This is a genomic window from Nocardiopsis sp. JB363 (assembly GCF_900143625.1).
Lineage (GTDB): Bacteria > Actinomycetota > Actinomycetes > Streptosporangiales > Streptosporangiaceae > Nocardiopsis.
The window spans coordinates 19,240-42,974 of sequence record NZ_FRFF01000054.1 but is presented as its reverse complement, the minus strand read 5'-3'; the positions used below and the strand labels follow the sequence as shown (position 1 = coordinate 42,974).

Annotated in this window: 21 protein-coding genes and 1 pseudogene; 20 read left to right on the top strand and 2 right to left on the bottom strand. The window is 69.6% G+C overall.

Annotated elements, in window-relative coordinates; all coding sequences use genetic code 11:
• Positions 1-801: 801 nt before the first annotated feature.
• Both BQ8420_RS09035 and BQ8420_RS09030 read right to left on the bottom strand, forming a co-directional pair.
• On the bottom strand, positions 802-1,056 hold the full coding sequence (locus BQ8420_RS09035; RefSeq protein ID WP_143847165.1) for a hypothetical protein: 255 nt from the start codon (positions 1,054-1,056) through the stop codon (positions 802-804).
• A gap of 64 nt (positions 1,057-1,120) precedes the next feature.
• A complete protein-coding gene (locus BQ8420_RS09030; RefSeq protein WP_304528886.1) occupies positions 1,121-1,861 on the bottom strand; it encodes a GntR family transcriptional regulator in 741 nt (246 codons plus the stop codon).
• Between the two features lie 135 nt (positions 1,862-1,996).
• Here BQ8420_RS09030 and BQ8420_RS09025 point away from each other — a divergent pair, with 135 nt between their 5' ends.
• The 20 genes and pseudogenes from BQ8420_RS09025 (at position 1,997) to BQ8420_RS08930 (ending at position 23,714) form a co-directional block, all read left to right on the top strand.
• Positions 1,997-2,998 (top strand): Gfo/Idh/MocA family oxidoreductase, encoded by a 1,002-nt coding sequence (locus BQ8420_RS09025; RefSeq protein WP_087097380.1) that lies wholly within the window; start codon positions 1,997-1,999, stop codon positions 2,996-2,998.
• A gap of 32 nt (positions 2,999-3,030) precedes the next feature.
• Positions 3,031-3,972: a 5-dehydro-2-deoxygluconokinase gene (gene iolC / locus BQ8420_RS09020; protein WP_087097389.1), complete on the top strand. Its 942-nt coding sequence runs from the start codon at positions 3,031-3,033 to the stop codon at positions 3,970-3,972.
• A gap of 22 nt (positions 3,973-3,994) precedes the next feature.
• Positions 3,995-4,879: an aldolase gene (locus BQ8420_RS09015; protein ID WP_087097388.1), complete on the top strand. Its 885-nt coding sequence runs from the start codon at positions 3,995-3,997 to the stop codon at positions 4,877-4,879.
• Entirely contained in the window at positions 4,876-5,763 is an 888-nt protein-coding gene (gene iolB / locus BQ8420_RS09010; protein WP_087097379.1) for a 5-deoxy-glucuronate isomerase, read from the top strand. Before BQ8420_RS09015 ends, iolB begins: the two co-directional genes overlap by 4 nt.
• The gene (iolD, locus tag BQ8420_RS09005; protein WP_087097378.1) at positions 5,760-7,676 is read left to right on the top strand and encodes a 3D-(3,5/4)-trihydroxycyclohexane-1,2-dione acylhydrolase (decyclizing); all 1,917 of its coding nucleotides are present in this window, start codon (positions 5,760-5,762) and stop codon (positions 7,674-7,676) included. Before iolB ends, iolD begins: the two co-directional genes overlap by 4 nt.
• 19 nt (positions 7,677-7,695) lie before the next feature.
• Positions 7,696-8,646 (top strand): TIM barrel protein, encoded by a 951-nt coding sequence (locus tag BQ8420_RS09000; RefSeq protein WP_087097377.1) that lies wholly within the window; start codon positions 7,696-7,698, stop codon positions 8,644-8,646.
• Positions 8,647-8,687: 41 nt separating this feature from the next.
• Complete coding sequence (locus tag BQ8420_RS08995; RefSeq protein ID WP_087097376.1) at positions 8,688-9,665, top strand: substrate-binding domain-containing protein; 978 nt, start codon at positions 8,688-8,690, stop codon at positions 9,663-9,665.
• Positions 9,666-9,667: 2 nt separating this feature from the next.
• Entirely contained in the window at positions 9,668-10,732 is a 1,065-nt protein-coding gene (locus BQ8420_RS08990; RefSeq protein WP_087097375.1) for an ABC transporter permease, read from the top strand.
• Between the two features lie 2 nt (positions 10,733-10,734).
• A complete protein-coding gene (locus BQ8420_RS08985) occupies positions 10,735-11,568 on the top strand; it encodes an ATP-binding cassette domain-containing protein (protein WP_087097374.1) in 834 nt (277 codons plus the stop codon).
• A 66-nt stretch (positions 11,569-11,634) separates the two neighbouring features.
• Positions 11,635-12,687, top strand: a complete 1,053-nt coding sequence (locus tag BQ8420_RS08980) for a LacI family DNA-binding transcriptional regulator (RefSeq protein ID WP_087097373.1) — start codon at positions 11,635-11,637, stop codon at positions 12,685-12,687.
• Positions 12,688-12,735: 48 nt separating this feature from the next.
• Positions 12,736-13,382, top strand: a pseudogene (locus BQ8420_RS08975) (zinc ribbon domain-containing protein).
• 253 nt (positions 13,383-13,635) lie between these two features.
• Entirely contained in the window at positions 13,636-14,952 is a 1,317-nt protein-coding gene (locus BQ8420_RS08970) for an extracellular solute-binding protein (RefSeq protein ID WP_087097372.1), read from the top strand.
• 65 nt (positions 14,953-15,017) lie between these two features.
• Positions 15,018-16,007: a carbohydrate ABC transporter permease gene (locus BQ8420_RS08965; protein WP_087097371.1), complete on the top strand. Its 990-nt coding sequence runs from the start codon at positions 15,018-15,020 to the stop codon at positions 16,005-16,007.
• Positions 16,000-16,839: a carbohydrate ABC transporter permease gene (locus tag BQ8420_RS08960; RefSeq protein ID WP_087097370.1), complete on the top strand. Its 840-nt coding sequence runs from the start codon at positions 16,000-16,002 to the stop codon at positions 16,837-16,839. Before BQ8420_RS08965 ends, BQ8420_RS08960 begins: the two co-directional genes overlap by 8 nt.
• Positions 16,840-17,043: 204 nt before the next feature.
• Positions 17,044-18,042: a substrate-binding domain-containing protein gene (locus BQ8420_RS08955; RefSeq protein WP_087097369.1), complete on the top strand. Its 999-nt coding sequence runs from the start codon at positions 17,044-17,046 to the stop codon at positions 18,040-18,042.
• A gap of 49 nt (positions 18,043-18,091) precedes the next feature.
• Complete coding sequence (locus BQ8420_RS08950) at positions 18,092-19,612, top strand: sugar ABC transporter ATP-binding protein (protein WP_087097368.1); 1,521 nt, start codon at positions 18,092-18,094, stop codon at positions 19,610-19,612.
• A 14-nt stretch (positions 19,613-19,626) separates the two neighbouring features.
• Positions 19,627-20,637, top strand: a complete 1,011-nt coding sequence (locus BQ8420_RS08945) for an ABC transporter permease (RefSeq protein ID WP_087097367.1) — start codon at positions 19,627-19,629, stop codon at positions 20,635-20,637.
• Between the two features lie 21 nt (positions 20,638-20,658).
• The gene (locus BQ8420_RS08940) at positions 20,659-21,747 is read left to right on the top strand and encodes a zinc-binding dehydrogenase (RefSeq protein ID WP_087097366.1); all 1,089 of its coding nucleotides are present in this window, start codon (positions 20,659-20,661) and stop codon (positions 21,745-21,747) included.
• Complete coding sequence (locus tag BQ8420_RS08935) at positions 21,744-22,949, top strand: DUF4380 domain-containing protein (protein WP_087097365.1); 1,206 nt, start codon at positions 21,744-21,746, stop codon at positions 22,947-22,949. The genes BQ8420_RS08940 and BQ8420_RS08935 overlap by 4 nt, the downstream gene beginning before the upstream one ends.
• Before the next feature lie 9 nt (positions 22,950-22,958).
• Positions 22,959-23,714, top strand: coding sequence for an SDR family NAD(P)-dependent oxidoreductase (locus tag BQ8420_RS08930; protein ID WP_087097364.1), 756 nt, complete (start codon positions 22,959-22,961; stop codon positions 23,712-23,714).
• The last annotated feature ends 21 nt before the right edge of the window (positions 23,715-23,735 follow it).

Below are 23,735 nucleotides of genomic sequence, written 5' to 3'. Positions count from 1 at the left end.
GCGCTGGGAGGAAAGATCATACTCTGATTATATGCCAATGCCCCAAAGAATGGCAGTCCTACTCCCGGGTATATTACTTCCTTTTCTCAGGGCGCCGGCATACCTATCATGGAATGGCGTCCATTGCGGGTTATCCACAACCCCTCTTTCCTGCCATTCCCCCCACCGGTGCCGGCTACCGCTGGGACGCGGACCACCACCCGACCCACCTGTAGCGGGCCCTTCGTGACCCCACCGGTCACGTAGTGGCGACGCGCTCAACGAGACAACGAGACGGTGGGGTAGGGATTCGGCCGGCTGCGGCCGGACTGGGCGGAGCCCGGCGGCCCGTCAGGGCCCGGGCCGAAGGCCCGGAAGGGCTTTTGGGTCCCTGACCCCACTCCCCGCTTCCCCGATAGCCGCCAACTGCCGTCGTAGCGAAGCGGGTCAAGGTGGAGCGCTCTCTCGGCGAAGCCGCCCCAGCGACGACCTTGACGCGCGTAGTGGAGACGGCCACAATCACGCGGCGGGGAAGGGGGAGACCACCGCAACCGCGCCCGACAACCCCAAGGAACACGACCTCAGGCGCCCCACCAACACACCCCATCCCGCCCGACAACTCCAAGGAATTCGACCTTAGGCACCCCCCACACACACCCACCGTGCGAGACCACGAGAAGGCCCCCACCTCAGGCGCCCCCACCAGCACACCTGTAAAACATTCACCCACCGAGCCACGCAATTTCCGTCACCCGCCGTCACCCGCCGTCACCCGCCGGCACCCGCGCTTTCCGACACCCGCGCTTTCCGGCTCCCGTGGTTTCAGGACCAGGATTCGGTGAGGGCAGTGATGACGACGTCGGTGTCGATGATGACCACCGCCATCTCCCAGTGCCGGCCCCCGGCGAGGAAGTCGACGATGTGTACGTCGCCGAGCCGGTGTTCCCGCCAGGATGACGGTTCCCGTACGTCAAGCACCTCGGTGGGGGCGGGGGCCCGTAAGGGCTGCGCGTAGGTCCGGAACGGTCTCCAACGGCGCCACTTCAACCGCTCCTGCTCGGGAGCGGCCAAGTGCATGACGAACACCCCTTGGAAAAAGGCCCTTTCGTGGCGGAGGTGGGCGAGCTCGGGGTAGGACGGATCAGCCGGTGAGGGTGAGTTCGAAGGAGTACCGGGAGGCGCGGTAGACGTGGGAGCCCACTTCCACCACACGACCGGTGTCGTCGTAGACCACTCGCTCCATGGTGAGTAGCGGTGCGCCCGGCGGCTCGTCCAAGGCCTCGGCCTCGGTGGGGGTGGCGTTGCGCGCGCCGATGCTCTGCGAGGCCATCTTCAACGTGACTCCGGCGGCGCGCAGCAGGCGGTAGAGCCCCTGTGCGGAGAGCTCGCCCTCGTCCAACTCCACCAGGCCCAGGGGCAGGTGGTTGCGCATCAGGGCCAGGGGTTCGTCCTTGGCCAGACGCAGACGTTCGAGCACGTACACCTCGGTCCCGGGGGGTAGTTCCATCTGCGCCGCGACGGGGTCGGGCGGCACCTCCACGGCCAGGCGCAGCACCCGGGTGCGGGGTTCCTCGCCCACGCGCGCCAGGTCGTCGTAGAGGCTGGACAGCTCCACCGGGCGGCGTACGCGGGGGCGGATCACCTGGGTGCCCACGCCGCGTTTGCGCACCAGCATGCCGCGGTCCACCAGGTATTCGATGGCCTGACGCAGGGTCGGTCGGGACAGGCCCAGCCGTTCGGCCAGCACGAGTTCGTTCTCCAAGCGGGTGCCCGCGGGCATCTCGCCCGACATGATCCGTCGTTCCAGCTCCTGGGCGACCTGGAAGTAGAGCGGCACGGGGCTGCTGCGGTCCAGGTCGATGGACAGAGGGCTGTGGGTCACCGGTGCTACCTCGTGGACGGGGAAACGGAACATGAGGTTACTACATCAGTATGTCTAGACAAAGTATTGACATCGGGAAGAGTGAAGGGTGAGCATAAGTCCCTGATGTGATAGGCGCTACACCCAGGGAGCCACATGCGCATTGGCCTGGTCGGAACCGGACGCATCGGACAGTCACACGCCGCCGCCCTTCGAGCCCGCCCCGAGGTGGCCGAACTCCTGCTCGCCGACGTCGACGTCGACCGTGCCCGCGCCGTCGCGGCCAAGGTCGGTGCCCGGTCGGTCGAGGTTGACGCACTCCTTCGCCCCGGCGCCGTGGACGCGTTGGTGATCGCCGCCGCTACCCCCGCCCACCCCGCGCTGATCCGGGCCGGGATCGCCGCCGAGGTCCCCGTCTTCTGCGAGAAACCGGTCGCTCCCACGGTCGCGGAGACCGTCCGGATACTGGAGGAGGTCCAGCGCGCCAAGACCCCGGTGCACGTCGGCTTCATGCGCCGCTTCGACCCCGGGTACCTGCGCGCCCACAGTGCCGTCCGCGCGGGCGAACTCGGCGACCTGCATCGGGTCCACGCCCTGACCTGCGACATGGCGCCGCCACCCGCCGGATACATCGCCTCCTCCGGTGGGTTGTTCCACGACTGCCACGTGCACGACTTCGACATCCTGCGCTGGGTCACCGGACGCGAGGTCGAGGAGGTCTTCGCCTACGGGGCCAACCGGGGCGAGTCCTACTTCGCCGACCACGGTGACGTCGACACCTCCGCCGCGGTGCTGCGCCTGGACGACGGCACCCTGGCCACGCTCCAGGGGTCCCGGTACAACGGGGCGGGGTACGACGTCCGCATGGAACTCGCCGGCTCCCGCTCCACCCTGGTCGTCGGACTGGACGACCAGGTGCCGCTGCGTTCGGCCGAACCCGGGGTCGACTTCCCGGTGGGCGACCCCTGGGAGGTGTTCTGGCCCCGCTTCACCGCCGCCTACGAGGCCGAGATCGGTGCGTTCGTCGCCATGGTCGCCGATGACGCCCCCAGCCCGTGCACGGTCGCCGACGCCTTGGAGGCGGTGCTGATCGCCGAGGCCGCCGACCTGTCGCGTCGAGAACGCCGTCCGGTCCGTCTGACGGAGGTGCGGCCGTGAACGATCCGGACCCGCGGACCGAGGTGATCACCATGGGTCGGGTCGGTGTCGACATCTACCCGCAGCAGGTGGGGGTCGGCCTGGACGAGGTGGAGTCGTTCGCCAAGTTCCTCGGCGGCAGCCCCACCAACGTCGCGGTGGCCGCCGCCCGCCACGGGCGCGCCTGCGCCGTCATCACTCGCACCGGCGACGACCCCCTGGGTCGGTTCGTGCACCGGGCCCTGCACGGTTTCGGGGTGGACGACCGCTTCGTCACCGCCGTGCCGGGCACCGCCACCCCCATCACCCTGTGCGAACTCTTCCCGCCCGACGACTTCCCGCTGTACTTCTACGGCCGCGACCCCGCCCCGGACCTGCTCGTGGAGGCCGACGAACTCGACACCGGCGCCATCGCCCGAGCCGACCTGTTCTGGGCCACCGGCACCGGACTGTGCCGCGAACCAGGCCGCACCGCCACCCTCACCGCGCTGCGCGCACGCGAGCGCCGTCACCCCACCGTCCTGGACCTGGATCACCGCCCCATGTTCTGGGGCTCGCGCGAACAGGCGAGGCAGCACGTCTTCGAGGCGTTACCCCTGGCCACCGTGGCCTGCGGGAACCTCGACGAATGGGAGACGGCCGTCGGTACCCGCGACCCCGTCGAAGCCGCTCGCCGGGGCCGTGAGCTGGGCCTGTCCCTGGCCGTGGTCAAACAGGGCCCCGACGGGGTGTTGGCCGCCGACGACACCGGCCTGCACCGGGCACCGCCGGTTCCGGTGGAGGTGGTCAACGGGCTCGGCGCCGGGGACGCCTTCGGCGGGGCGCTGTGCCACGGCCTGCTCGCCGGGTGGCCCACCGAACGCACGCTCCGGTTCGCCAACGTCGCCGGCGCCATCGTCGCCTCCCGCCTGGCCTGTTCGGACGCCATGCCCACCACCGACGAGGTGCTCACCGTCCTGGAGACGACCGTGGAGGGGACGCCCCGTGTTCGATGACGCGGCCCCTGCCGGCCACACCATCACCCGAGAAGGCCTCCGGGAACTCACCCGCGCCCGGTTGTACCGTCCCGCCGCCATCACCGAGGCCGCCGACGGGCGAAGACGTCCCACCGGCCCGGTGGGCCCCTCGGGGCGGGCGCTCATCATCGCCGCCGACCACCCCGCCCGCGGATCCTTGCGCGCGGGGGAGCGCTCCCTGGCCATGGCCGACCGCGCCGACCTGCTCTCCCGCCTGTGCACCGCCCTGGCCCGCCCTGGAGTGACCGGGGTCCTGGGCACCGCCGACGTCTTGGAGGACCTGCTCCTGCTGGGCGCCCTGGACGGCAAGGTGGTGTTCGGATCGATGAACCGGGGAGGCCTGGCGGGCGCCTCCTTCGAGGTCGACGACCGTTTCACCGGCTACACCGCACACGGTCTGGCCCGCTCCGGTTTCGAGGGCGGCAAGATGCTGCTGCGCCTGGACTACGCCGACGACCGCACCGCCCGCACCCTGGAGCACTGCGCCCGGGCCGTGGCCGACCTGGCCGACAACGGACTGGTCGCGATGGTGGAACCCTTCGTGGCCCGGCGGGCGGACGGCCCCCGCGAGGGGCTGCGCAACGACCTGTCCACCGAGTCCGTCACCCGCGCCGCCACCATCGCCGCCGGACTCGGTTCCTCCTCGGCGCACACCTGGCTCAAACTCCCCGCCGTCGAGGACATGGAGCGTGTCGCCGCCGCCACGACACTGCCCACGGTCATTCTGGGCGGTGAGGTCGCCGCCGACCCGGACGCCGCCTATGCCCGCTGGGCCAAGGCGTTGGAACCACCGACCGTCATCGGACTGGCCGTGGGCCGGTCCCTTCTGTACCCGGCCGACGACGACGTCGAGGCCGCCGTCGACACCGCTGTGGGGTTGCTGTGAGCACCGAACACCACCTGTCCGCGCTGAGCACCGCCCAGCCGCCGTTCCGTACCGTCGTCACCCCCGACACCGCCGGTTGGGGATACTCGGGCCTGCGGGTGTTGGAACTGGCGCCCGGGCAGTCGGCCGAGATCACCACCGGGCACTCCGAGACTCTCGTCCTGCCGTTGGAGGGCGGGTGCACGGTCGCCCTGGACTCGGTGGTCTTCGAGGTGGAGGGGCGCGACGACGTGTTCTCGCGGGTGAGCGACTTCGTGTACCTGCCGCGCGGCGCCCGCGCCACCGTCGCCAGCCGGGGCGGAGGCCGCTTCGCCCTGCCCGCCTCGCGCTGCGACCGGGCCCTGCCGGCCCGGTACGGCGCCGCCGAGGACGTTCCCGTGGAGTTGCGCGGGGCCGGACAGAGCAGCCGCCAGGTCAACAACCTGTGCCTGCCGGGCACCTTCGTCGCCGACCGGCTCCTGGTGTGCGAGGTCCTGACCCCCTCGGCGAACTGGTCCTCCTACCCGCCGCACAAACACGACGAGGCCACCGCCACCGAGTCGGAGCTGGAGGAGATCTACTACTTCGAGGTCGCCGACGGACCGCACGGGCACGGCGTGGGTTACCACCGGGTGCACGGCACCGAACGGCGACCCATCGAGGTCATGGCCGAGGTGCGCAGCGAGGACGTGGTCCTGGTCCCGCACGGGTGGCACGGCCCGTCCATGGCCGCGCCCGGATACGACATGTACTACCTCAACGTCATGGCCGGCCCCGGAACCGAACGGGCCTGGAGGATCAGCGACCACCCCTCCCACGCCTGGGTCCGGGACACCTGGGCCGAACAGCCGATGGATCCGCGGCTGCCGTTGTGCTCGCATCGAGGCAGAGGAGGTCGGGCGTGAACCAGCCCGTAGCGACCGATCCCACCGACCCGGGCGACACCGTCCGGCTCACCACCGCCCAGGCCCTGGTGCGGTTCCTGGCCGTCCAGTACACCGAACGCGACGGTGAACGCCACCGCCTCATCGCCGGCGTGTGGGGCATCTTCGGCCACGGCAACGTCGCCGGTATCGGTCAGGCCCTGCTCCAGGCCGCCCTCACCGGCGAAGCGGACCTGCCCTACCACCTGGCCCGCAACGAACAGGCCATGGTGCACACCGCCGCCGCCTACGCCAAGGCCACCGACCGGCTGTCCGCCTACGCCTGCACCGCCTCCACCGGCCCCGGTTCCACCAACATGGTCACCGGCGCCGCCCTGGCCACCACCAACCGGGTCCCCGTCCTACTGCTGCCCTCGGACATGTTCGCGAGCCGCGCGGTCGACCCGGCCCTGCAACAGTTGGAGGACCCGCGCGCCGGGGACGTCACCGTCAACGACGCCCTGCGCCCCGTCTCCCGTTACTGGGACCGCCTCACCCGGCCCGAACAGCTCGTTCCCGCCGCCCTGGCGGCGATGCGGGTGCTCACCGACCCCGTGGAGACCGGCGCCGTCACCCTGTGCCTGCCCCAGGACGTCCAGGCCCAGGCGCACGACTGGCCCCTGGAGTTCTTCCGTGAACGCCTCTGGCATGTGGGCCGCCCCCAGCCCGAACCCGCGGCCCTGGCCCGCGCCGTCGAGGCCATCCGCGCCTCCCGCCGCCCTCTGCTGGTGGCCGGGGGAGGGGTGGTCTACTCGCGCGCCACCGCCGAGCTGCGCGACTTCGCCGAGGCCACCGGTGTCCCCGTCGCCGATACCCACGCAGGCAAGGGCGCCCTGCCCTGGGACCACCCCCGGGCCGTGGGCGGGCTCGGCGCCACCGGGGCGCGCTCGGCCAACGAACTCGCCCGCGAGGCCGACCTGGTGATCGGCGTCGGCACCCGCTACGGCGACTTCACCACGGCCAGCCGCACCCTCTTCCAACACCCGAACGCGCACTTCGTCAACGTCAACGTCGCCCGCTTCGACGCCGCCAAACTGGCCGCGACCGAGGTCGTCGCCGACGCCCGCGCCACCCTCACCGCGCTGCGCGAGGCCCTGACCGGGTGGCGGGTGGACCCCGACCACGAACACCGCTCCCGCGCCCTGGCGGCGGACTGGGTCACCGAGGCCGATCACTCGCGTCGCGCCGGCCTCCACGGCGGTCTGCCCGCGCAGAGCGCCGTCATCGGCACCCTCAACGACGTCCTGGACGACCGCGACGTCGTCGTCAACGCCGCCGGGAGTATGCCCGGCGACCTGCAAAAACTCTGGCGGGCTCGGGACCCCAAGGGCTACCACGTCGAGTACGCCTACTCGTGCATGGGCTACGAGATCGCCGCCGGCCTCGGCGTGAAACTGGCCGCCCCCGACCGGTCGGTGTTCGTACTGGTCGGTGACGGTTCCTACCTCATGCTCGCCCAGGAGATCGCCACCCTGGTCGCCGAACGCGTCGCGATCGTCATCGTCGTGGTCGACAACCAGGGCTTCGCCTCCATCGGCTCCCTGTCCGAGAGCGTGGGATCCCAACGCTTCGGCACCGGCTACCGCTACCGCGATCCCACCACCGGACTGCTGGACGGCGCCCCACTGCCGGTGGACCTGGCGGCCAACGCGGCCAGCCTCGGCGCGCACGTCATCCGGGTGGAGGACCCGGGCGACCTGCCCGGCGCCCTGCGCGAGGCCCGCGCCGCCCACACCACCACCGTCGTCCACGTACGGACCGACCCCCACGCGCCCGGACCGCCCACCACCGCCTGGTGGGACGTGCCCGTGGCCGAGGTGTCCACCCTCGACACCACCCAGCGCGCCCACCACGAATACGAGCGGCACCGGAGCACCCGCCGCCACCACCTGTGAGCCCCCGCGAGGAGCAGCCATGACCGACACAGCGGCACACACCGGACCCCGCACCGTCCACGACCACCTCGTCCTGGGCTCGGCCCCCGACTCCTGGGGTGTGTGGTTCCCCGACGACACCCTCCAGATTCCCTGGCCCCGGTTCCTCGACGAACTCGCCGACTCCGGTTACGGGTGGCTCGAACTGGGCCCCTACGGCTACCTGCCCACCGACCCCGCCCTGCTCGCCGACGAGGTCGCCCGTCGGGGTCTGCGCGTCAGCGGCGGCACCGTCTTCGGGGACCTGCACAACGCGCACAACCGCGAGGACACCTTCGCCACCGCCCGCACGGTCGCCGAGCTCACCGCGGCCGTGGGCGCCCATCACCTGGTGTTCATCCCACCCATGTACCGCGACCAGCGCACCGGGGAGTACACCGAGTCGCCCACCCTGGACGCCGACCAGTGGACGCACCTGACCCGCACCGCCGACGAGCTCGGCCGGATCCTGCTCGGCGAGTACGACGTGCGCCTGTGCCTGCACTCGCACGCCGACACCCACGTGCGCACCCAGGAGGAGATCGAACGGTTCCTGGACGCCACCGACCCCGACCTGGTGTCGCTGTGCCTGGACACCGGACACGTCGCCTACGGGGGCGGCGACGCCGTCGACCTCATCCGCCGCTACGCCGAACGCGTCGGCTACGTGCACATCAAGCAGATGGACCCCGAGATCCTCCGCCAGGTGGAGACGGAGGGGTTGAGCTTCGGTGAGGCGGTCCGGCGCGGGGTGTGCGTGGAACCCCCCGCCGGGGTGCCCTCGCCCGCCTCCGTGGTCGACGCCCTGGCCGAGGTGGACGCGCGCGTGTTCGTCATCGTCGAACAGGACCTGTACCCCTGCGGGTTCGACGTGCCCCGCCCCATCGCCGAACGCACCCGCCGCTACCTCAACGGGTGCGGTCTGGGCGCACGCCACCAGCGCCTGCCCTGAAACCACCGCACACCTATTCGACAGATCCCCCGGAGGCCACGATGCAACGCACACCCACCACCCGGGCCATGGCCCTGGGAGCCCTCGGCGCGCTCCTGTTCGCCACCGCCTGTAGCTCCGAGGGCGGCCGAGAACAGCCCGCCGACGACGCCGAGACCGTCGACCTGACCATCGCGATGATCACCCACCAGGTGCAGGGCGACACCTTCTGGGACATCGTGCGCAACGGTGCCGAGGCCTCCGCCGAGAAGAGCGGCGTCGAACTGGAGTACGCGGCCGACCCCGAGGCCGGCGAACAGGCGAGCCTGGTGCAGAACGCCGTCGACCGCGGCGTCGACGGCATCGCCATCACCCTGCCCAGCCCGGAAGCCATGGAGGGGGCCCTGGCCGCCGCCGAGGCCGCCGACATCCCGGTGGTGGCCCTCAACTCCGGCATCGAACAATGGCAGGACCTGGGCGTACAGCAGTACTTCGGCACCGACGAGCACCTGGCCGGCGAGGCGTTCGGCGAACGCCTCGACGAGGAGGGCCTGGAGAACGTCGTCTGCGTCATCCACGAACAGGGCAACGTCGGCCTGGAATCACGCTGTGAGGGCCTGGCCGAGGAGTTCGACGGCGAGTCCGAGACGCTCTACGTCGACAGTGCCAACATGCCCGAGGTGCGTTCGTCCATCTCCGCCCGTCTGGAGGAGTCCACCGACGTCGACCTGGTCGCCGCCCTGGGCGCTCCGGTCGCCATCACCGCCTTGGACGCCGTCGAGGACGCGGGCAGCGAGGCGGCCGTCGCGACCTTCGACACCAACGCCGAACTCGTGACCGCCCTCCAGTCCGGCGACGTGCTGTGGGCCGTGGACCAACAGCCCTACCTCCAGGGCTACCTGGCGGTGGAGTCGCTGTGGCTGTACCGCACCAACGGCAACACCTTGGGCGGTGGACAACCCGTCCTGACCGGCCCGGCGTTCATCGACGAGACCAACATCGACGAGGTCGCCGAGTACGCGGAGAGGGGAACGCGCTGACCATGGGCAGCACAGTGGCACCCAAGGTGCCTCCCGCCGCCGAGGGCGGGGAGAAGACACTGCGCGTGGGCCGCCGGGGCCCACTACGCCGCTTCCTGACCCGCCCCGAGGTCGGGTCGTTGCTGGGCGCCGTCGTCGTGTTCGCGGTGTTCTTCACCATCGCCGAACCCTTCCGCACGGGTTCGGCCATGGCCACCATCCTCTACGCGGGCTCCACCATCGGCATCATGGCGGTGGGCGTGGCCCTGCTGATGATCGGCGGCGAGTTCGACCTGTCCGCCGGCGTGGCCGTCATCACCTCGGCGCTGACCGCGTCCATGTTCGCCTGGTGGTTCTCGCTGAACGTGTGGGTCGGCGCCCTGTTCGCGCTCGCGATCTCCCTGGCCGTGGGGTTCCTCAACGGGTGGATCCTCACCCGCACCCGACTGCCCAGCTTCCTGGTCACCCTGTCGATGTTCCTCATGCTCCAGGGCATCAACATCGCGGTCACCCGCCTGGTCACCGGGGGAGTGTCCACCCGCGACATCTCCGACATGGACGGGTTCGAGTCGGCGCGGGCGGTGTTCGCCTCCACCTTCTCCCTGGGCGGGGTGTCGGTGCGCGTCACCGTCCTGTGGTGGCTGCTGTTCGTGGCCCTGGCCACCTGGGTGCTGGTGCGCACCCGCGTGGGCAACTGGATCTACGCGGTGGGCGGCGACGCCGAGAGCGCCCGCGCCGTCGGTGTCCCCGTCGCCCGCGTCAAGATCGGCCTGTTCATGACGGTGGGCTTCTTCGCCTGGTTCTCCGGCATGCACCTGCTCTTCGCCTTCAACACCGTCCAGTCCGGCGAGGGTGTGGGCAACGAACTGCTGTACATCATGGCCGCCGTCGTGGGCGGGTGCCTGCTCACCGGCGGGTACGGCACGGTGATCGGCGCCGCCATCGGCGCGTTCATCTACGGCATGACCCGCCAGGGCATTGTCTACGCCGGATGGGACAACAATCTGGTCATGTTCTTCGTCGGCGCGATGCTGCTCGCCGCCGTCGTGATCAACGGCTGGGTGCGCACCCAGGCCAACCGGAGGTGACCATGGGCAACGACGACACACCCCTGCTGGAGCTGCGCGGCGTGCACCGCCACTTCGGCAACATCCGTGCCCTGACCGGTGTCGACCTGCGGGTCCACGCCCGACGGGTCACCTGTGTGCTCGGTGACAACGGTGCCGGGAAGTCCACCCTCATCAAGATCCTCTCCGGCCTGTACGCCCCCACCGCGGGGGAGTACCTGGTGGACGGCGAACACGTGGCCCTCACCTCGCCGCGTCAGGCCCTGGACCGGGGCATCGCCACCGTCTACCAGGACCTGGCGCTGGTTCCGCTCATGCCGGTGTGGCGCAACTTCTTCCTCGGTTCGGAACTGCGCCGAGGCCGGGGCCCGCTGTCGATGCTCGACGTGGCGCGCATGCGTTCCATCGCCGACACCGAACTGCGCAAGATGGGCATCGACCTGCCCGACATCGACGCGTCCGTGGGCCACCTGTCCGGCGGGCAACGCCAGGTGGTGGCGATCGCCCGCGCCATCTACTTCGGGGCGCGGGTGCTCATCCTGGACGAGCCCACCGCCGCGCTCGGGGTCAAACAGTCCGGGGTGGTGCTCAAGTACGTCAACGCCGCTCGCGAGGCCGGGCTGGGCGTCGTGTTCATCACCCACAACCCCCACCACGCCCACCTGGTCGGTGATCACTTCACCGTGCTCAAGTTGGGTGCGGTGGAACTGGACGAGCCCCGCGAGAACCTGTCCCCGGAGGCGCTCACCCACCACATGGCCGGGGGCGCCGAACTCGACGCCCTGCAACACGAGCTCCAGGGCGGAACCGCCCCGCCCGTGGAACCGCTGCACGACGAACCGCGCTCCCAGGGGTGAGTCAGGGGTCCGCGCCCGGATACGGCCGAATCGGGTGTGGACCCCGGTCCCACTATCATCCCCCCTATGACGAGTGGGAACACGGGACGAAAGCGTCCCACGATCAGTGACGTCGCCAGACGAGCGGGCGTGTCCAAGGGCGCGGTGTCGCGGGCGTTGAACAGCGGCACCGGGGCCAGTTCAGACACCCGTGAGCGCATTCGTCAGGCGGCGGTGGACTTGGGCTGGAGCCCGAGTTACGCCGCACGAGCGCTCAATGGCAAGCCGCTGGGCACCATCGGTCTGGTGGTGCGCCGTTCCCCCGAGATACTCGACTTCGACGCGTTCTTCCCCTCGGTCCTGTCGGGTATCGAGTCGGTGCTCTCCGGCGAGGAGCACGCCACCGTCATCCGCTTCGTGCCCGACACCCGGACCGAGACCGCGACCTACGAGCGGTTGTTCAATGACCGCTTCGTCGACGGTTTCCTCGTCACCGACCTGCGGGTGGACGACGGCCGTCCCGAGTTGTTGCGCCGTGTGGGCGCGCCCGCCGTCGTGGTCGGTGTGCCCGAGGGCTCCACGGACCTCCCTTCCGTCACCATCGACTCCGAGGAGGCGATCCGCGGTCTCGTGCGGAGCTTCGTCGAGGCGGGCCATCGTCGTATCGCCCATGTCCAGGGCGCTCCCGACATGCTGCACGCGTTCCAGCGCAGGCGCCACTGGGAGCAGGCGGTCCGCGAGTTCGGGCTGGAACCGGGCCCGGTCGAGGAACAGGGGGGTTACACGATCGAAGGTGGAGCCCGGGCCACACAGCGCCTCATCGACCTGCACGTCGACGAACGCCCCACGGCCATCTTCTACGGCAGCGACATCATGGCCGTCGGAGGCTACTCGGTATTGGGGAAAGCCGGGCTGGTGGTTCCCGACGACATGGCTGTGGCCGGGTTCGACGACATTCCCCTGGCCTCGTTCGTCTCGCCGCCGCTGACGACCGTCCGTAGCAGGCACCGAGCATTGGGCAGCGCGGGGGCCCGCATTCTGCTGGACATGCTCAAGGGACAGGAACCGCCGCTGTCGACAGTGCTGACCGGTGGGCTTTGTCTGAGGGAGTCCTCCGGGCGGCCGGGTCCACTCGGGTAACGGTTCCACCCCCCGCGTCCTGGTCGGGGGTGGTCAGCGTGTTCGGTGATGAAGCTGGTGGTGCGGGTCAAGCTGCCGCCTTCGCCGGAACAGGCGCAGGCACTACAGGCGACCCTGCGTGCCTGCAACGAGGCCGTCTACCACGAGTTGAAAGCCAGGTTCGTCTTGTCGGCGCAGCCGACGATGCGGGTACTGGGCAAGGTGTGCGATGCCTACACCACCCGGCAGGCGAACCTGAAGGCCGGGAACCTGGGCCGGAAGGGCTCCCCGCGCCGTCAGCGGGCCACCTCCACCGGGGACCGGTTCGTCGGACGCCACCTGAACCGGCAGCGCAGGCAGCAGAACGAACTCCGCGCCAAACGGGTGTTGAAGCGTCTGCGTCGCCGGGAGGCGCGGCGGGCGCGGGATGTGAACCACACGATTTCCAAGCGCATCGTGGAGCGGGCCGAACGCACCGATCACGGGATCGTCCTGGGGGACCTTCGGGGCATCCGTGGCCGGCCTACACCTCTCAGACGTGCTCGGAGTGCGACCACACCAGCAGACGCAACCGGCCCACCAGAAACCGGTTCGTCTGCCGAAGCTGTGGTGTGGTGTTGCACGCCGATGTCAATGCTGCACGCAACCTCGCCCACCGAGGCGAAGTGGCGTGGATAGCGGGGCGTTGGTCAACCGCCCCAGCACCCTCCACATAGGAGGTGTGTCGGACGCGGGAGGTGGGATCCATCCACCAGGTGGGCGCCTACCCGCAAGCCCGTGGACTTCAGTCACGGGTAGTTGACAACCACCTCTCCTGTGTGCGTAAAATCCCATTTACACTTGCGAAGTAAACCGGTTTACCTGATTGGTCGGATGCCGATCGGAGAACACGTGGCCGGTCGATTCCCTTGCGCTTCGAACCGTCGGTGACGGGCGGGTGCGCATGACCAATAGGAAACGGAGACGGTCGTGAAGATTTCCGCCAGAGCGGTGTTGTCCGCTTCGACCGCGCTCGGACTCGTCGCCGCATTGACCGCCTGCGGTCCCGACGAAGGTTCCGAGGGCGACACCCTGACCTATTGGGCCAGTAATCAGGGCGCGAGTGTGGAGGAGGACCTGGAGGTCCTCCAGCCCGCGCTCGACCGCTTCACGGAGGAGACCGGAATCGAGGTCGAACTGGAGGTCGTCCCCTGGAGTGAGTTGTACAACCGCGTCCTCACCGCGGTCAGTAGCGGCAATTCGCCCGATGTGCTCAACATCGGCAACACCTGGGCGGCCAGCCTTCAGGAGACGGGTGCCTTCGTGCCCTTCGAAGGCGCGGAACTGGAGGCGGTGGGCGGAGAGGAACGCTTCGTCACCAGCAGCTTCGCCACGGGTGGCGCCGAGGGACAACCCCCGACGTCGGTGCCGCTCTACGGCCTGTCCTACGCGTTGTTCTACAACCCCACCATGTTCGAGGAGGCGGGCATCGAAGAGCCGCCCGCGACGTGGGAGGAGTTCGTCGACACCGCGAACGAGTTGACCCGTGACACCGATGACGATGGTGAGATCGACCAGTACGGATTCGGGCTGGAGGGCGGCAACGAGCGTCAGAACTCCCACATGGCCTTCATCCTCGGTCGACAGCAGGGCGGACACCTGTGGGCGGAGCAGGGGCCCACCTTCTCCTCCGACGAGCAGGTCGCCGCGGTCAAGCAGTGGGTGGACCTGATGGCCACGGAGGACGTCGTCGACCCCAGCAGCGCCGAGTTCAGCGACGGCACCCAGGCCATCAGCGACTTCGTCGATGAGCGCTCGGCCATGATCATCGTGCAGGGCAGCGCCCGTACCACCATGGCCGCTCGCGATTTCGACGACTACGAGATCGCCGAGGTGCCCGTACTCGACCCACTCCCGGGGGAGCCGGTGCAGAGCATCGCGGCCGGCATCAACATCAGTGTCTTCAACGACACCGACGACCAAGAGGGCGCGTTGCAGCTGGTCGAGCACCTGACCAGCCCGGAGGAGCAGGTCTACCTCTCGCAAGAGTTCCAGACGCTGCCGGTGGCCACCGAGTCCTACGACAACGAAGACCTCCAGGACGAGTCGATGGACACCTTCCAACGGATCCTCTCCGAACACTCCGAACCGATGCCGTTGATCCCCGAAGAGGGACAGATGGAGACGGTGCTCGGTGCGGCGATCGGTGGGATCTTCGCCGACATCGCGACCGGAAGCGAGATCACCGAGGCCGACATCCGTCAGGCCATGGAGGACGCCGAGGCCGAGATGGACGCCGCGAACTGAGCGCGGAGTACCCCGTCGGCCGTCTCGCCCACGAGGTGGGGCGGCCGACCGATGGAGGGCACCAGATGTCGTTCACCGAAGAACCGCGGTCCGGTGCCGTGCCCGAGTCCGGGTCCGCGCCCGAGTCCGGGTCCGGCCGGAAACGGTCGCGCCGACCGGGCTGGTTCCTGCCGTACGGCATGATTCTGCCGGCGGCGGTGCTGGAGTTATCGATCCACATCATCCCCATGCTCCTGGGGATCTACATCTCGTTCACCTCGCTGACGCAGCTGACCATCCGGCGATGGACGACGGCGCCGTTCGTCTGGTTCGACAACTTCGTACGCGGTCTCGATCCCGGGAGCGCCCTGGGCAACGCCCTGTTCGAAAGCCTGATCCGCACCATCGTCTACACGGTGCTGGTGGTGGGGTTGTCGTGGGCGCTGGGCATGGCGGCGGCCGTCGCGCTGAACACGAAGTTCCGGGGGCGCGGCGTGCTTCGCACGCTGTTCCTGGTGCCTTACGCGCTGCCGGTCTACGTCGCCGCCATTCTCTGGGCGTTCATGTTCAACCAGCGCGATGGCATGGTCAACCGCGTACTCGTGCAGGACCTGGGCCTGTTGGACGAACGTCCTTTCTGGCTCATCGGTGAGAACGCGTTCTGGGTGCTGGTGATCGTGTCGGTGTGGCGCCTGTGGCCGTTCGCGTTCTTGATGTTGTTGGCGGCGCTACAGAGTATTCCCGCGGACGTGTACGAGGCCGCCGCCATCGACGGCGCCTCGACCTGGAAACGGTTCACCAATATCACGCTTCCCATGATCCGACCGGCGAATCTGGTCGTCCTGCTCGTCATGGGGTTGTGGACGTTCAACGAGTTCAACATCCCCTATCTGCTCTTCGGTGATACCTCGCCCGAGAGCGCACGGTTGATATCGCCACTCATCTATGAGCATTCCTTCGTCAACTGGAACTTCGGGTTGGGCGCCGCGATGAGTGTGATGCTGCTGGTCGTGCTGATCGTCGCGTCGGCGATGTACGTCCGAATGGTGCTGCCCAAGGGGAGTGGCAATGATTGAGACCAAGGGGTTCCGTTGGTTTCGAAGGGTCGTTCTGACCTTTCTCACCGTGTTCACCGTGCTGCCGCTGTATGTGCTGGTGGTGACCTCGGTGAAGCCATTGGAAAACGTCCGGGGGACGTTCACGTGGTTCCCCGACCGGCTCACCTTCCAGCCGTTCGTGGACATGTGGACGACGATCCCCTTGGCGAGCTACCTCGTCAATAGCCTCATCGTCACGACCACGGCGACGGTCCTGTCGCTGCTGGTGGCGGTGCTCGCGGCCTATCCACTGTCGCGGCTGCGTTTTCGCGGCAAGAGGCTGTTCAGCATGACGGTGCTCTCGACGCAGATGTTCCCGGGCATCCTGTTCCTGCTACCGCTCTTCCTGATCTTCGTCCGGGTGGAAGACCTCCTCGGTATCGAGCTCACCGGTTCCTACCTCGGGCTGATCATCACCTATCTGACCTTCGCCCTACCGTTCTCGATCTGGATGCTGGCCGGGTACTTCAGCGCCATCCCCGAGGGGTTGGAGGAGGCGGCGATGATCGACGGCACGACCAGGGTCGGTGCCCTGGTCCGTGTCATCCTCCCGGTGGCCAGGCCCGGCATCATCGCGGTCGGTGTGTTCGCGTTCATCACGGCTTGGGGCGAGGTGCTGTTCGCTTCGGTGTTGACCGACACCGAGACCCGCACGCTCTCCATCGGGCTCAAGCTCTACACCAGCCAGACCGACACGCTGTGGAACCAACTCTTGGCGGCATCGCTGACCATCTCCCTGCCGGTGGTCATCGCCTTCATGCTGATCCAGCGCTACCTCGTGTCCGGGCTGTCGGCGGGCGCGGTGAAGTAGCGCGAGGAGGTGCTCCGGGGAGGCTCCCGTTCGGGGAGCCTCCCCGACGTGCGTTCAGGGCGGGGGTCACCCCCGCACGCACCCGTAAAATAATTAATTAGTATTTATTATTGACGTTACCTGGGTCACTCTGCGATGCTCATGCACAGTTGAGAAAGGCGTCCGTGCAGGTGAGCGGTGCGCCCTATGTCAAGGAGGACCCCCATGGGCAGACGACCGCCACGCCTCTCGGGCCGTGCGCTCGCCACGCTCGCCGCCGTCATGTGCGTGCTGACACTCGCCGGATGCGGCGCCCGGCTCGGAGAGGACGGCCGCATCGGCGTGGTCTACATGGACGCGCAGGGCTTCTACGCGGGAGTCCGTCAGGGCATGCAGAATCACGCCGAGAACTCCGGACGCGAACTCCAACTCCTGGAGCTCAACGCCCGCGGCGACGCCTCGGAGGAGAGCACCTTCGTCGACGTCGCCTCATCGGCCGACGTCGACGCCCTGGTGCTGTCACCGGTCTCGGCCACCGCCTCGATCCCGGCCCTGCGCCTGGCCCACGAGAGCGGCGTGCCGGTGATCTGCTACAACACCTGCATCGAGGACGAGGCCGCCCAGGAGTACGTGACCTCCTACATCCTCGGTGACCCCCACGAGTTCGGGCGGCTGCTCGGCGACTCCGCCGCGGACCACTTCGAAAGCGAAGGGGTGCGGGACCCGCAGATCGCCGTCGTCAACTGCGAGTTCGTCGAGGTCTGCGTGCAGCGACGCGAAGGATTCGAGGACGCGCTCTTCGACCGACTGCCCGACGCGCAGATCGTCGCCAACCAGGAGGGCGCCACCATCGACGAGGCCGTCGACGTGAGCGAACGACTCCTCACCGCCCACCCCGACCTGGACGCCTTCTACGGCGAAGCCGGCGGGGCCACCATGGGCGCGGTCCGCGCCGTGGGCAACCGCGGTGCGGAGGGCGAGGTCGTGGTCTTCGGCAGCGACATGTCCACCGACGCCGCCCGCGCGCTGTCGGACCACACGATCCTCAAGGCCAACGTCGACATCTCCGGCATCGAGGTGGGACTCCTGGCCGGTGAGACGGTCGAGAGCGTCATCGCGGGCGAGAAGTCCGACGAGTTCGTCACCCCGGCCCCGATCGACCTCTACACCACACCCGAGGACGGCGAGGAGTGGCTGGATACCCACCCGGAGGGCATCCCCTGACGACCCTTCGAGCCACCCGTCCCACCTTCGTCCCACCCATGGAGCACCCATGAGCGACAACCCCACCGAGGCGGCGCCCGCCACCGAGGTCGTGGCCCGCGTGCGCGGCGCGACCAAGAGTTACCCCGGAGTCACCGCACTGGACCACGCGGACTTCGAGGTCCGGGCCGGAGAGGTCCGCGCCCTGCTCGGCCGCAACGGAGCCGGCAAATCCACCCTGATCCGTCTGTTGTCCGGAGTGGAGACACCCGACGAGGGCGAGATCGAGATCGGCGACCTCCTCCTCGGCGACGGAGGGATCCGCCGTTCGGCGGAGCTCGGCGTGGGCACCGTCTACCAGGAACTCAGCCTGGTCCCGGAGCTCTCCGCCGCGGAGAACCTCTACCTCGGGTCCTGGCCCAAGGAACACGGACGCATCGACTACGCGGCCATGACGTCCGGTGCCGAGGAGATCTTCGCCGAACTCGGCGTGCGCATCTCGCCCGGCACCCGCGTCGGAGAGCTGCCCCTGGCTCGACAACAGCTCGTCGAGATCGCCCGCGCCTTCCGATCCAGGCCCCGACTCCTCATCCTGGACGAACCCACCAGCGCCCTGGCCGCGGCCGAGGCGGAGGCCGTCCTGGAAGCGGTCTCGCGGGTGGCCGAACGCGGGGTGGGCGTCATCTACGTCAGCCACCGCCTGGACGAGATCCGCCGCGTGGCCGACACCGTCACCGTCATGCGCGACGGCGCCATCGTGGAGACGGTGCCGGTACGGGGCGCCACCACCGAGCGCATCGTCTCGCTCATGCTCGGCGAACGCGCGAAGGAGGCGGAAGCGGCGCCACGGCGCCGGAGCCCCCTCTCGGACACGCCCCTGCTGTCGGTCCGCGACCTCGCGGTCCCTCCCAAGGTCGAGAGCGTCTCCTTCGACCTGCACCCCGGGGAGGTCCTGGGGCTGGGTGGTCTCATGGGATCCGGGCGCACCGAACTCCTGCGCGCGCTGGCCGGGTTCACCCCGTCCCGGGGCGCCGTGGCGGTCGATGGTGAGCCGGTGGCACGCCCCACCCCGCGCACCATGCGGCGTCTGGGAGTGGGCATCACCCCCGAGGACCGCAAGGGAGAGGGCGTGGTCCCCCTCCTCGGAGTCTCCGAGAACATGATCATGACCTGGTACGGAGGGGCCTCCCGGGCCGGGACCGTGCTCCCCTCGCGGGTCTCCTCCCTCGGACGCGACCTCATCGACCGCCTGTCCATCAAGGCGGCCACACCCGAGACACCCATCGTCAACCTCAGCGGCGGCAACCAGCAAAAGGCCGTCATCGGCCGTTGGCTGCACGCCGGAAGCCGCATCCTGCTCCTGGACGAACCCACCCGCGGCGTGGACGTGGAGGCCAAGGCCCAGATCTACGCGATCGTCCGTGAACTCGCGGAGCAGGGCGCCGCGGTCCTCTTCGTCTCCAGCGAACTGGAGGAGCTGCCGCTCGTGTGCGATCGCGTGCTGGCCTTGCGCGCAGGACGCCTCGAAGGCGAGTTCACCGGCGAAGACATCACCCTGGACAACATCATGGCCGCCGCGATGGCGGCGTGAACGGCGAGGTAGAAATGACCACCACGACCAAGGTCACCGGCGAAGCGGTCTCCGCCCGCGGCGACTTCATCGGCCGCTACGGCCACCGCCTCAACGAGATCGGCCTCCTGGCCGCCATCCTCCTCCTCTACGTCATCCTCGGGTTCTCCGCTTCCGGGTTCCTGAGCATGGACAACCAACTCGGCCTCCTGCGCAACGCCGCGACGATCGGCATCGCGGCCTGGGGCGTCACCCTGGTGATCATCGCCGGGGAGATCGACATCAGCATCGGCCCGGCCGTCGCCTTCGCCTCGGTCATCGTCGCCAAGGGCGCCACGGAGTGGAATCTGGGCGTGCTCGGCGCCATCCTGCTCACCCTGGCCATGGGTCTGCTGTGGGGCGCACTCGCCGGGTGGCTCAGAGCCCGGTTCAACGTGCCCTCCTTCATCACCACGTTGGGCCTGTGGAGCGTGTTGGGCGGCCTGGCGTTGTACATGACCGACGCGCTACCCGTGCCGCTGCCCGAGAGCGCCGTGTTCGACGTGCTCGGCGGATCCATCCTGGGCGTGCCCACCGCCGCGCTGGTCATGCTCGTGCTGTTCGCGGTCTTCGCCTACGTCGCCAAGTACACCGCCTACGGGCGGTCCGTGTACGCCACCGGCGGCAACGCGGCGGCCGCACAGCTGGCCGGGCTCAACGTGGCCCGGGTGCGCATCCTGCTGTTCGCCACCACCGGGCTGCTCGCCGCCATCACCGGTGTGCTGCTCGCGGCCCGTCTGGGCTCGGGCAACGGCGGCGCCGCGGCGGGGCTGGAGTTCGACGTCATCGCCGCCGTCGTCATCGGGGGCACCGCGCTCGCCGGTGGGCGCGGCTCGCTCGGCGGTACCTTCCTCGGCGTCGTCTTCATCACCGTCATCGCCAACGGCCTGGTACTGCTCGGAGTCAACTCCTTCTTCCAGGACGTGGTGCGCGGCCTCATCATCGTCGGGGCCGTCCTGATCAACGTCATCATCAGCCGGCGCAGCGCCGCCAACCGACTCGCCTGACCCGAACGGGGGAACACCGACATGAACGCCAAGGACCCGAACACTCCGCCCCGGACCATGCGCGGGGTGCGTCTGCCCGGCGACTCCACCGCGGTCGTGGAGACCCTGCCCGTGCCCGAGCCCGGACCGGGACAGGTCCTGCTGAAGGTCGGGGCCTCCGGCATCTGCGGCAGCGACATCGGCTACATCTACCACGAGCACAAGACCCACCGAGGCGTCGACGGGCCCGCCTACCGCGGCGTCATCGCCGGTCACGAGCCCTCGGGGACGATCGTCCAGGCCGGCCCGGGCTGCCGCAGGTTCGGTCCGGGCGACCGGGTCATCGTCTACCACATCGCCGGTTGCGGGCTGTGCGACAACTGCCGCCGCGGCTACATGATCAGCTGCACGGACCCGGGTCGGGCCTCCTACGGCTGGCAGCGCGACGGCGGCCACGCCCAGTACCTGCTGGCGGAGGAGTCGACCTGCGTCCCCCTGCCCGACGAGCTCACCTTCGTGGACGGGGCGCTCATCGCCTGCGGGTTCGGTACCGCCTATGAGGGCCTGCGGCGCATCGGGGTCGACGGCGACGGAGACCTGCTCGTCGTCGGCCTGGGGCCGGTCGGCCTGGCCGCGGGGATGATCGGCCGGGGCATGGGCGCCACCCGCGTCATCGGGGTGGAACCCAACGAGCGGCGCCGTGAATGGGCCGCCACCCTGGACGTCTTCGACGTCCTGGCCGCCCCGGAGACGGCGGCCGAGGAGATCGGCCGGGCCACCTCCGGCCGGGGCGCGGCGACGGTCATCGACTGTTCGGGATCGCGCGCGGGTCGATCCCTGGCCTTGGAGAACGCGGCCGAATGGGGTCGGGTCTCCCTGGTCGGCGAGGGCGGCACGTTGGAGACCGAGGTCTCCGACACCCTCCTGCACAAGCAGCTCACCCTGTACGCCTCCTGGGTGACTTCGCTGCCGGCCATGGCCGAGTTGTCGGTGAACCTGGTCCGCTGGGGGCTGTCCCCGCAACGTGTGGTCTCCGACCGCTTCGACCTCACCGAGGCCGACACCGCCTATCGGCTCGCCGCCGGCGAGAGCCGGGGCAAGGTGTGCCTGATCAACCGGGAGGAAGGATGATCGACCCCGTCGAGATCCGGCTCCAAGGCGTGGGCACGTGCGAGCGGATCGAGCTCGACAACGGTGTGATCCGACTGGTCGCGGCCCCCGGGCTGGGCGGACGGGTGCTCTCGGTGCGCCATCGTGGACGCGAGCACCTGTACCGCAACCCCCGTCTGCTGGACGAGGACCTGCGGCCCGTGGAAGGCGTGGCGCTCGGTCCGGTGGACGGGCCGATGAGCGCCTGGAACAACGTCGGCGGTGACAAGACCTGGCCCGCGCCCCAGGGGTGGGACGGCCCCGAGGAGTGGGCCGGTCCGCCCGACCCCGTCCTGGACTCGGGCCACTACGCCGCCGAGACCGCCTCCGCCCCGGACGGTTCCGTCACGCTCACCCTCACCAGCGCCGACGACCCGAGGTCGGGCCTGCGCCTCCGTCGCCGGCTGACCCTGGAACCGGGCGCCGCCGGCTACCGGCTGGACCTGGAGGCGCTCAACGTCTCCGACACCGTCCGCCGGTGGGCGCTGTGGAACGTCACCCAGATCGATGGAGCTCCCGGCGCGAGGCGGGACACCGGTGGCGTCTTCGTGGGCGTGGAGGGGGACGGTCCCCACACCGTCGAACTCGTCGCGGGCAACGGGAATCCGCGGGTCGAGGAACACACGCCCCGAGTGATGCGGGTGCCCTCTCCGGAGGTCGTCGGCAAGGTCGGCTTTCCCACGGCGTCCGGGTGGCTGGCCCATGTGGGCGCCGCGGGCACGCTCACCCAGCGCTTCGACGTGAGCGAAGGCGCCGACTACCCGGATTCGGGGTCCCGGGCCGAAGTCTGGTCGGAAGTGCCGGTGGAGCGACCGCTGGAACACCTGGGCGGACTGTGCCCAGTGGACCGGGTGACCGAGGTCGAGGCCTTGGGCCCGCTCACCGAGCTCGCGCCGGGAGAGCGCGCGACCCTGGGCATCGAGGTCGGCTTCGGCGCGGGGACGGAAGCGGTGACCGAGGTGACCCCCGACGGCTTCTGGAGCGAACCGCCGCACTGGGTCGGGTTCGATTCCGGGGGAGGGCGGCTGGCCGGGGCCTTCACCGCCCTGCGCTCCGGCGCTCTCGTCCACCGGGCCTCCGGGCACATCGTGGCCCAGGCCGAACCGGGGGAATCGACGCGCTGGGCGAGCCCGGTCCCCGGAGCCGACGAGCACACCGCGACCGACGTCGAGTTCGTACCGTAAGGGAGAGACATGACCAAGAGCAGGCACGACGGGGTGACCGCCGTGGTCACCGGCGCGGCACAGGGCATCGGCGAGGCCACCGCGCGCCGTTTGGCCGCCGAGGGGGCCGCGGTGGTCCTGACCGACCTGTCCCCGCGCCTGGAGGGGGCCGCCGAGCGCATCCGCGCGGAGGGCGGACGCGCGCTGGCGGTGCGGGCGGACGTGAGCGACGAGGCCTCCTGGGACCGTGTCGTGGCCGAGGCCCGCGGCGCCTTCGGACCGGTGGGCGTCCTCGTCTCCAACGCCTTCACGTTCGAGGAGGCACCTGCCCACGAGACCACCCTCGCCTCCTGGGAACGCCAACTGGCCGTCAACCTCACCGGGGCGTTCCTGGGGGTGCGCGCCTGCCTGGACGACCTGATCGCCAACGAGGGCAGCGTGGTCGTCACCTCCTCGGTGCACGCCTGGTTCGGGCTGCCCGGCCGACCGGCCTACGCCACCGCCAAGAGCGGTCTCACCGCCCTGACCCGCCAACTCGCCGTCGAGTACGGGCCGAACGTGCGCGTCAACTGCGTGCTGCCCGGACCCGTGCTCACCGCCGCCTGGGAGGGGGTGGGGGAGGAGGACCGTCGCGCCAGCGTCGCTCAGACCGCCGCGGGCCGTTTCGGGGACCCGGCCGAGGTCGCCTCCGTCATCTCCTTCCTGGCCTCCGAAGAGGCCTCCTACGTCACCGGGGTGAGCGTCCCGGTGGACGGAGGGTGGAGTATCTACAAGGCGTCTTCGTGATCCGGCGCCTGGAACGGAGGA